Genomic DNA, 9535 nt, shown 5'->3' with positions numbered 1-9535 from the left:
GCCCGACGATCATTTCAGTGACGGGGTGTTCGACCTGGATGCGGGTGTTCATTTCCATGAAGTAGAAATTGCCCGATTGATCGAGCAGAAATTCGACTGTGCCCGCGCCGATATAACTAATTGCTTGAGCCGCTCGAACGGCAGCACTGCCCATTTTTTCGCGCAGTTCGGGGGTGAGGGCTGGGCTGGGGGCTTCTTCGAGCAGCTTTTGGTGGCGACGCTGAATCGAGCAATCGCGTTCGCCCAGGTGAATCACGTTGCCGTAGCTATCTGCCAGAATTTGAAACTCAATGTGGCGCGGACGTTCAACAAACTTTTCCAGATACACGCCTGCGTTCCCAAAGGCGGCTTCTGCCTCGCCCTGGGCTGCCAGGAAAGATTTGATCAGCTCATCCTCCGTCCGTACCAGGCGCATTCCCCGTCCGCCGCCGCCCGCTGTGGCTTTGATAATGACTGGATAGCCGATTTCCTGGGCGATCGCCAGAGCCTCTCTCTCGTCCGTGAGCAATCCATCGCTGCCGGGAACGATGGGAACGCCGATGCGCTGCATAGTTTCTTTTGCAGTGGACTTATCGCCCATCGATCGCATCGCTTCCGGGGTGGGACCGATAAAGGCTATCTGGTGGTCGGCGCAAATTTCGGCAAAGCGGGCGTTTTCTGCCAAGAAACCATAGCCCGGATGAATCGCAGTCGCATTGCGGGTCAGGGCAGCAGCAATAATATTGGGAATGTTCAGATAGCTTTTGCTGCTGGGAGCCTCGCCAATACAGACCGCTTCGTCGGCAAGCTGCACATGAAGCGCGTGGCGATCGATCGTGGAATGCACTGCCACGGTTGCAATGCCCATCTCCTCGCAGGTTCGCAGGATTCGCAGGGCAATCTCCCCCCGATTTGCAATCAAAATCTTTTCAAAATGCATGGGTCGTCGGCTGAGGGATAGGGTCGTTGACCGCTTCCGAATTTCCGTGGCAGATGACGCGCTTACAGCAGCAGCACGGCGACAGCGACATTCTTAAACCGGGCTTCGAAAGTGATCCAGGAAATCATCGTATCACGCGACGGCTGAGGCGATCGGCGTTTCAGACCTCAGCTTGCAGCGCAGCCCGTCCCTGATCAAGGGCGATCAGCATGGCGCGGAATTCAATCTCTCGCTGGAGTCCGTCAATTTCAATCACTCGATCGCCCTCTACCGAATCACTCATTACAATTAGCAGCACCGGATCGGGCTGTTTCACCCATAGCGTTGCCTCGATCGCATCCAGGGAAATCTGGGCAAGCGGTTTGGTATTGCGATAAAAGGTGAGCCGGTTGCGGTTTAGCAGCAGATGCTCTTCAAAGCTGAGCCTTGCCCCCTGAATCAGCAGGACGAGCAGCGTGAAGCCTAACTCCAGGGCGATCGTCCATTTCCACGGTGGGATGAGCAGCCCGATCAGATCAAAGAGCGAACTACTCTCCCCAGGCGCGATCAGCAAGAAATGAAGAAATGCGCCCCAGTACACCATAAAGTTCGACATCCACAGCACAAACAGCAAAAATCCCGTTCTTTGCCCAATCTGTTGAATCAGCAGCCAACCACTAATCCACCGCCAGCGCGAAGAAATTTGCCACTGCTGCGCGGTTCTTTGCACCTGGATCGTTTTTGGAAATGTCTCAGAAAATTCGATTAGTCCGTCGGCTGGACTGCTTCGCATCATTCCCTCGTCGATCGGCTCCCAGGCAAATTTTCCCTGCCCTTCACTCTGCTTGAACGCGATCGGCACATGGAGCTGTCCTGCAAGCGATCGAGCAATATCAAGGGCACGGCTGACCTGCCTTTGCTCATCGACTAATAGCTCTGAGGCATCGCATAGCCGCAGATTGATTTGCCAAACCACGCCGAGCCGATCGTCAAACACGCCGCCGTAAAGTTCGCTGCGGTGAATCGTAATCTGTTCAATTTCGGTTTGCCTCAGCTTCAGATGATTGTGCTGTCCATCGGGAAGCTGCTGATCCCAAACCAGCCAATGCTCGCTGCCATGTAGGTGAATAATGCTGCGGCTGCCTGGCGATCGAAACCGATACCGAAATTCATACAGCGCAATCTGCCGATCGATCGTCCAGATCAGCAGAAAGGCGATCGTGATCGGCTGCTGTAATGTACCAAAGCGATAAACCATCAGTGAACAAACGCACAGCAGCAGAAAGAGCAACGCGGATAAAAGGCTGTCTGTCTGTTTTCCCTTGACCAGTTCAGCCCAGACCACTTGCAGCAGCAGCTGATAGAGGGCAGAAAATCCTTTTTTGATCAGGACGATCGGCTTCAGGAGTGGCGCATAGGCAGGCGGTTGGGCAAAATACGCGCTGCCTTGAAAGTGCATTTTAGGCGGCATCTGGGACGACATTTGGGGCGGCATGATTAGTTCTCACGCTTCAGGCGTTTATGTCAAAGATGCCCGAATTGCGATCGAAACATTAGCCAATGATTGTGACTCCACAAAGCCCAGCCTTGTATTTCTGGAATTTCCGATCGCTTTTATCTATCGAATCCGCCTATCTCGAATCCGCCTATCTCTAATCTACCTATCTGCTCAATTGATTCAACCAATGCTCAGCGGGCGATCGCTAAACCCTTGAACAAACCCTTGAACTGTTTTAATCTATTCGGGTTTTCCCGAATTCTGCTCGATCTTTTCGCGCTCTATTTATTAATGAAGGATGATTAATGAAGGGGAAATGAGGGGGATTTGAACCGCGTAAGCCACAGGTCTAATCCCCTTCCCATCGCTGCCTCAGCCATTTCCTCAATCAAGCGGATTCCATGCAAGCTCAAATTTAATTGGGACGAATTCTCGATCGGTTGAGGCTGGATACAATCGATCGCAATTGAAGTTGCTGCTGATGATGGAGGAGCCGCACGCTGCTAAGACCTTAAGCTAAAGCAGTTCATTGAGCTTCGCACCGTCCTGTGATGCTTGCGCTTATGCCATTCGGATGAGCTGTTATTGTTCACGGTCGCTCACTGTCACGGTTGCTCACTGTCGCTTAAAGGACACTCTCATGGCTAATCAAGACTCGCCAGCACACCCTTTAATTGTCGTGGGTGGTTCAATGGGAGCAATTCACGCATTAATCCAGCTATTGCAACACCTGCCAGACAAATTTCCCGCAACGATTTTTGTGGTGATGCACACTCAGGCACGTCAGTCGCTTGCACTTGCCCAGACGCTACAACCCTGGAACGAAATTCTAGCCTGTGAGGCGATTGATGGCGCGAGCATTAAATCCAGGCACCTCTACACTGCAGTACCAGACCGTCATTTGCTCCTGTCTCTAGAAGGAATGCGTGTGGTCATGGGTCCGAAAGAGCACGGATTTCGACCCGCAGTTGACCCGCTATTTCGCACCGCTGCTGAACACTACGGCAAGCGAGTCATTGGCATCATTCTTTCCGGTGGGCTTTGGGATGGGACAGCAGGACTCGCAGAGGTTAAAGCTCGCGGAGGCGTTACGATCGTGCAAGACCCCCAGCAAGCCCTGGTTCCCAGTATGCCCCAAAGTGCCATTAACTACGGTGTTGCTGATCATATTCTCCCGATCGCCGGGATCGCCCAGTTGCTCGTCACGCTCATTCAGCAACAGGCGCATGAATCAAAGAACGCGCTATGACCCAGAAAGAACCCAGACCCGATGCTGCTCATTTAGAACAGGACGCTCTTGAGCAAATGATGGCAACCAATTCGCCTGCTGGTCTAGGCTGCCCAGATTGCGGGGGATCACTGTGGCACGTGAACAGCGGCGGCATAAAGCGTTACCAGTGTCATGTGGGGCACGCTTTTCTTCCCGAAAGTTTGATCAAAAGCCAGGGAGAAGAAGTCGAACGGCAGTTGTGGACAGCGTTACGGTTGCTGCGAGAACAAGCTGTTGTGGCTCGTTGGCTGGCAGCAGAAGCGCGATCGCAAAAGCGTCCAGCCCAGGAGATCGAGCAGATTGTGGCACAGGCTGAGCAAGCGTTGCACCAAGCCGAGACATTGCATCAGATGTTGCTGAGTAGTTCGGTGAGTCCGGTATTGGAAACTCGTTCAGAGTCACCGATATCTGATCTGCCAATGAACCAGTGAAACGAGGCAAGTCAAACGGGGCAAATCAAACTGCCTTTTACCCCTGGACAAGGAAGGGCGATCGCGACGCTGCTGTACAGTCCCTTTTTAAAGAACCCTCTTTAAAGAAAATTTCCTCAATCTACCGAAGGTTAGAGGGTAGTAAAGCACTGCATCTAGAATACTGGGACAGGGCAGTTTTTGCGGTTCTGTTTTGTTCTACCTGTCCTAATTGATTCGCTCCCCAATTGTTGCCTCCCAGGATTGCTGTGTCTGCTTCCAACTCCCGTATTCTGATCGTTGATGATTTGATGGACAACTTATTTCTGCTGCAAACCGTTTTGGAGGCAGAAGGATACGAAGTTGACATAGCAGATAATGGTCGGTTAGCGGTAGCAATGGTGGAAGCCAATCCGCCAGACCTGATTTTGCTAGACGTGATGATGCCTGGTATGGACGGATACGAAGTGACGCAGGAAATTCGCCAGAGGCAAGACCTACCCTACATTCCAATCCTTTTAGTGACGGCACATGAAGAGCCTAAAGCGGCTGAAGGGCTGAATTTAGGAGCTAATGATTTTATTCGTAAACCGGTCGATTTTGACGAACTGGTGGCGCGGGTAAAAGCTTTTCTGCAATTCAAAGACAGAATGCATCCTGTCTGATCGCGATTAAAATTTCCCTTGCTGTTCCCAATTCTGGGGGAAACTGAACCATTGCTCCGTTGCAAAGTCCCCCAAGTTGACTCATGTAAGGGGCGATGCAGCACTTTTGATCCCTCTAAAGCAACCTCCTAAAGGAATCCGGGTCACAATCTATTCCTTCCAGTTCATTCTTTTTCTTACCCCTGACCGAAGAAATAGGGCTGAAGAAGTTTCACGATGTGAACTGAAAAATAAAATTTTTATCATGTCTGCGATTGATTCTTTTAATTCTTCGCACTTTCCCGCCCCTTATATTCTGGTTGTGGATGATATCGAAGACAATCGAGCACTGCTGCAAGTGCTACTGGAAGGTGAAGGGTATGTGGTCGAAACTGCGTCAGAAGGCTATGGTGCGATCGCCAAAATCGAACGCCATCCTCCAGACCTGATCGTGCTGGATCTGATGATGCCTGGCTTAGACGGCTGCGGCGTTGCCGAGTGGCTCGCACAAAACTATCCATTTATTCCGGTTCTGGTGGTGACGGGCTGTTCTGAGTTTCCAGATTTCTGTCATCGATATCAATTAGTTGCTGACTGTATCCGAAAGCCAATTACCTTTGAGGAGTTGCTTGAAAAGACGCGAGCTTTTGCAGCAGCCTCACAACATCGCAGGCAATCTATCTATCACTTTCTGGATCGAAATTAAGCCAGGGGTCAGAATCAAACTTAGTCTTTTGTAAGATGAACCAGCGCAGCGTAATGCCTGATGCTCGAAGGCTCACTGCGTTACGGCTTTACCTAACACACCCTACGGTTAATTACTGAGCGATGGTTCAGTTTCCCCGGGATTGGGCGCAGTTCGAATCATCGTATCGCTTTTCAAAAGTCTGATTAGACTCGATCGCCGCTCAACTGTCGCTACGGTAGGCAATATCGTAGACAAAAGGTGATGGGAGAACTGTAATGAGCGAACTATATCATTAGGCGAACTATATAATGAGCGAACTACGATAGACGAACTCTAATGGGCAAACTAATGGGAATGGGCAAACTAATGGTCAAACTGTGATAGGCAAACCGCGATCGTTTACTTTATTGCAAGTGTAAGAACCAGTAGTGTCTATATATTGCTGATTCAAATCTTTATGGACTTGAGAAACTGGTTTCTTGCTCCCGATTGCCCTGTCGACAGAGCTGCTTCCCATCGCCAGAGTTTAAAGATTGCGCGAGTTGCCAGTGGTCTGGTCGTGCTGTTGGGATGCCTGGTTCTGCTTGGCTGGAGCTTGAATCTCGCATTTCTAAAGAGCGTGATTCCAGGGTCGGTGTCTATGAAGGCGAATACAGCCCTTTGCTTTATTTTGGCTGGCGTGTCGCTGGGGCTGCAAACTCGAACCCGCCGCTCTGCCACGACTTCCCTTGCAACAGGCTGTGCAGTTGCAGTCGGTGCGATCGGTTTACTGACGAGCAGTCAGTACGGGTTCGGCTTCAATCTTGGGATCGATGAACTGCTGTTTCGGGATACTCCGCTTTCTCCGGCAACGTCTCATCCCGGTCGCATGGGCATCAATACCGCTATCAACTTTGTGCTGACGGGTGCCGCCCTCTGGTTATACAGTCAGCGAGAAAAACTAAGGCAGCGATCGCATCAGCAAGCCAGGTTCGATCGCATCACTATGGCTCAAAGTTTAACGGCGGCTGCGGGTTTAATTGCGCTACAAGCAATGGTGGGCTATGCCTATAGGGTTCAAGTGTTGCATCGGGTCAGCAGTCTGACCACCTCAATGGCAGTTCATACTGCGTTCGCGTTTATCCTCCTTTGTGCAGGGATTCTGGCACTGGAAAGCGATCGGGGACTAATGCACACCCTGACTCGTCGAGATTCGATTGGAAGTGATGTCGCCCGCCGATTTGTACCTGCCACGATCGTGGTGCCGCTGGTTCTGGGGTGGGTCTTTTTACAGGGGCAAGATTCAGACGCTTATGACCCAAACTTCGCGCTGTCGCTGCTGTCTCTATCGCAGATTGCTGTTGCGCTGGGGTTAATTTGGCTGAGTGCTGGCACGCTCGATCAGCTTGATCAGGAACGCAAGCAATCTTCCGAACGGCTGCGCCTCAGCGAGGAACGACTCCAGCTTGCTTTGCAAGGATCAAAGCAGGGAATCTGGGATTGGAATCTCATCACTGGGGTTTTGACCTGGGACGATCGCTGCAAAGAAATTTTTGGACTGCCGCCCGATGTTCCCGTGACCTGGGCATGGCATCTCGACGCGCTGCATCCTGACGATCGCCAGCGAGTGTCTCATGCGGCTGCGACTGCGTTACGCGATCGCGCTGAGTTTGACGAGGAGTACCGCATCTTTCAACCGAACGGCACAATGCGTTGGGTACTGGCACGCGGACAAGGATATTCTGACGCTGCTGGGGAACCTTGCCGCATGTCAGGGACGGTTCTCGACATTACCGAGCGTAAGCACATCGAAGACGCTCGCAGAATCGCCGAACTCAATGACCAGTTCCTCAACGACCTCGATTCGCGACTGCGCCAGCTTTCCGATGCGGACGCAATGGAATGGGAAGTGGTCAGTCGATTAGGCGAATACCTCAAGGTCGATCGCTGTCTGTGGCACAACGTTGACCTGCAAGCAGATATCATCACCGTCGAGCAGGATTGGCGATCGCAGGCAGAAATGCCCAGCATCGTTGGCACGTATCGCTTATCCGAAATGATGTTGCCCAACATAATTCATCAATACCAGCAGACCAGCCACCCTGCTGTCGTTCGGGATGTTGCAACCTGTGAGCATACTGCGCCTTTTGCTCAAAACTATAGGGGGCTGGGAATTCATGCCTTTGTCGCCGTTCCCTGCGTAAGAGCAGGACGCTGGGTTGCCCATCTTACTGTCAATTCCGCCGCCGTGCGCTCGTGGCGATCAGATGAAGTAATGCTCCTTCAGGAAGTGGTGGTGCGGCTCTGGCCGCTGATCGAGCAAACGCGAACGATGCAGGCTTTGCGCGACAGTGAAGAGCGGCTGCGCCTGGCTTTAAGGGCTGCGAACCAGGGCTTGTATGACCTCAACGTTCAAACCGGAGATGCGATCGTCAGCCCCGAATATGCCTTGATGCTAGGGTACGATCCAGAAACCTTTGAGGAAACCAACGCCAGATGGCGCGAACGCCTGCACCCCGACGACTGGGAACCCGTCAGCCGTGCCTATGAAGAATACATTGCTGGGAAACAAGATGAGTATCGGGTTGAATTCCGGCAGCGTACAGTCAGCGGCAGCTGGAAGTGGATTTTGTCGCTGGGCAGAATTGCTGCTTGGGATGCTGAAGGAAACCCGCTGCGGATGCTGGGCACGCACACTGACATTAGCGATCGCAAGCAAGCCGAACTCGAACGTGAAGAACTGCTTGCCCGTGAACAGGTCGCCCGCCAGGAAGCAGAGCGGGTAAACCGCCTGAAAGATGACTTTTTCTCTGCCTTGTCCCACGAACTGCGAACGCCCCTCAACCCAATTCTGGGCTGGACGAAAATGCTGCAAGGGCGCAAGCTAACTCCCGAAAAAGTGGCTCATGCACTGGAGACGATCGAGCGCAACGTGCGACACCAGATTCATCTAGTCGATGATTTACTGGATGTCTCGCGGGTGATTCAGGGCAAGCTGCGGTTAAGCTTTTGTCCGCTCGATTTGACACTCATTCTGACTGATGCAATCCAAACGGTGGAATTTGCCGCGCAAGCAAAATCTGTCACCCTTCAGTTCAACCCTTCAGAGCCGATTTACACGATGGGCGATGTCGATCGGCTGGGACAGGTCTTCTGGAATCTGTTCTCGAACGCTATTAAATTTACCCCAGAGGGCGGTCAGGTTGAGATTCAACTGTCGGTTTCTCAAGACGGCTTCAGCCGCTTTGCTCAGGTTTGCATTGCTGATACTGGAATTGGGATCGCGCCTGATTTTTTGCCCCATGTTTTTGAATACTTTCGTCAGGCCGAGGGCGGCTCAACGCGGAAGTACGGCGGCTTAGGGTTAGGGCTGGCGATCGTGCGGCATTTAGTCGAACTGCACGGCGGCACAATTACCGCAGATAGTCCTGGGCTAGGACAGGGTGCAACGTTTATCGTCAAGCTGCCCCTGCTGAACGAAGGCGATCGCTTTGAGCCAACCGATTTTGGCAGGCAAGCGGCAGACGACGGAGACAGTCATGGCTCAGCTGCCCAGGCTGCATCGCCCCCGGACGCGATTGCTTTATTCTCTGGGATGACCACTTCGTTCGGTGCTTTGGCGGGCGTTCGCATTGTGCTAGTCGATGACGAGCCAGATAATCTAGAGCTGCTGCGCTTTTTGCTCACCCACGAAGGCGCAATTGTCACTGCCTTTACCTCGCCTTCAGAAGCATTGCGGCACATTGCCCAATCTCCGCCCGACCTATTAATTAGCGACATTGGAATGCCAGAGCTGGATGGCTACGAGTTCATTCAACAAGTTCGATTATTGCCATCGCCACAATTGCAGGCTATTTCAGCGGAAGCTACACTGCCAAAGACGGAAGCTGCACTGCTGCCAAAGGCAATTGCACTCACCGCTTTTGCCCAACCCTCCGATGAGCAGCGAATTCTTGCAGCAGGCTTTCAAGCATATCTCCCGAAACCGATCGACCGGCTTCAGCTCATTGCAGCCGTCAAACAGATTTTGTCTCAACCCTGACGTTCAACCCTAATCCTCAAGCGAATAGAGCATTGCGCGCCTTCTTGGAAGAATCCATTTAATAAAAAAATGGGCAGAAAAAAATGGGCAGACAAGATTTGTCCAA

9 protein-coding genes are annotated in these 9535 nt (G+C 52.1%); 7 read left to right on the top strand and 2 right to left on the bottom strand.

Going from position 1 to position 9535, the window contains the following annotated elements:
* Positions 1–919 (bottom strand): ATP-binding protein (locus H6F80_RS26530; protein ID WP_190794517.1); only part of this gene is annotated, 919 nt, incomplete at its 3' end.
* Positions 920–945: 26 nt separating this feature from the next.
* Here H6F80_RS26530 and H6F80_RS26525 point away from each other — a divergent pair.
* Positions 946–1113: a hypothetical protein gene (locus H6F80_RS26525; protein WP_190794516.1), complete on the top strand. Its 168-nt coding sequence runs from the start codon at positions 946–948 to the stop codon at positions 1111–1113.
* On the opposite strand, the gene H6F80_RS26520 is transcribed toward H6F80_RS26525, so the two are convergent.
* Positions 1080–2393, bottom strand: coding sequence for a hypothetical protein (locus H6F80_RS26520; protein WP_190794515.1), 1314 nt, complete (start codon positions 2391–2393; stop codon positions 1080–1082). The genes H6F80_RS26525 and H6F80_RS26520 overlap by 34 nt on opposite strands.
* On the opposite strand from H6F80_RS26520, the gene H6F80_RS26515 reads away from it, so the two are divergent.
* The 6 genes from H6F80_RS26515 to H6F80_RS26490 all read left to right on the top strand — a co-directional run bounded on the left by H6F80_RS26515 (position 2392) and on the right by H6F80_RS26490 (position 9429).
* Complete coding sequence (locus H6F80_RS26515; RefSeq protein ID WP_190794514.1) at positions 2392–2613, top strand: hypothetical protein; 222 nt, start codon at positions 2392–2394, stop codon at positions 2611–2613. The genes H6F80_RS26520 and H6F80_RS26515 overlap by 2 nt on opposite strands.
* 423 nt (positions 2614–3036) lie before the next feature.
* Positions 3037–3645 (top strand): chemotaxis protein CheB, encoded by a 609-nt coding sequence (locus H6F80_RS26510; RefSeq protein WP_190794513.1) that lies wholly within the window; start codon positions 3037–3039, stop codon positions 3643–3645.
* Positions 3642–4097: a hypothetical protein gene (locus H6F80_RS26505; protein ID WP_190794512.1), complete on the top strand. Its 456-nt coding sequence runs from the start codon at positions 3642–3644 to the stop codon at positions 4095–4097. Before H6F80_RS26510 ends, H6F80_RS26505 begins: the two co-directional genes overlap by 4 nt.
* A gap of 248 nt (positions 4098–4345) precedes the next feature.
* Positions 4346–4741, top strand: coding sequence for a response regulator (locus tag H6F80_RS26500; protein ID WP_347277933.1), 396 nt, complete (start codon positions 4346–4348; stop codon positions 4739–4741).
* A 244-nt stretch (positions 4742–4985) separates the two neighbouring features.
* Positions 4986–5426 (top strand): response regulator transcription factor, encoded by a 441-nt coding sequence (locus H6F80_RS26495; protein ID WP_190794511.1) that lies wholly within the window; start codon positions 4986–4988, stop codon positions 5424–5426.
* Positions 5427–5847: 421 nt separating this feature from the next.
* Positions 5848–9429, top strand: a complete 3582-nt coding sequence (locus tag H6F80_RS26490) for a PAS domain-containing protein (RefSeq protein WP_190794510.1) — start codon at positions 5848–5850, stop codon at positions 9427–9429.
* Positions 9430–9535: the final 106 nt, after the last annotated feature.

This window comes from Leptolyngbya sp. FACHB-711, from assembly GCF_014695615.1.
Taxonomy (GTDB): domain Bacteria; phylum Cyanobacteriota; class Cyanobacteriia; order Elainellales; family Elainellaceae; genus Leptolyngbya_A.
This window is presented reverse-complemented; position numbering and strand designations above follow the sequence as displayed.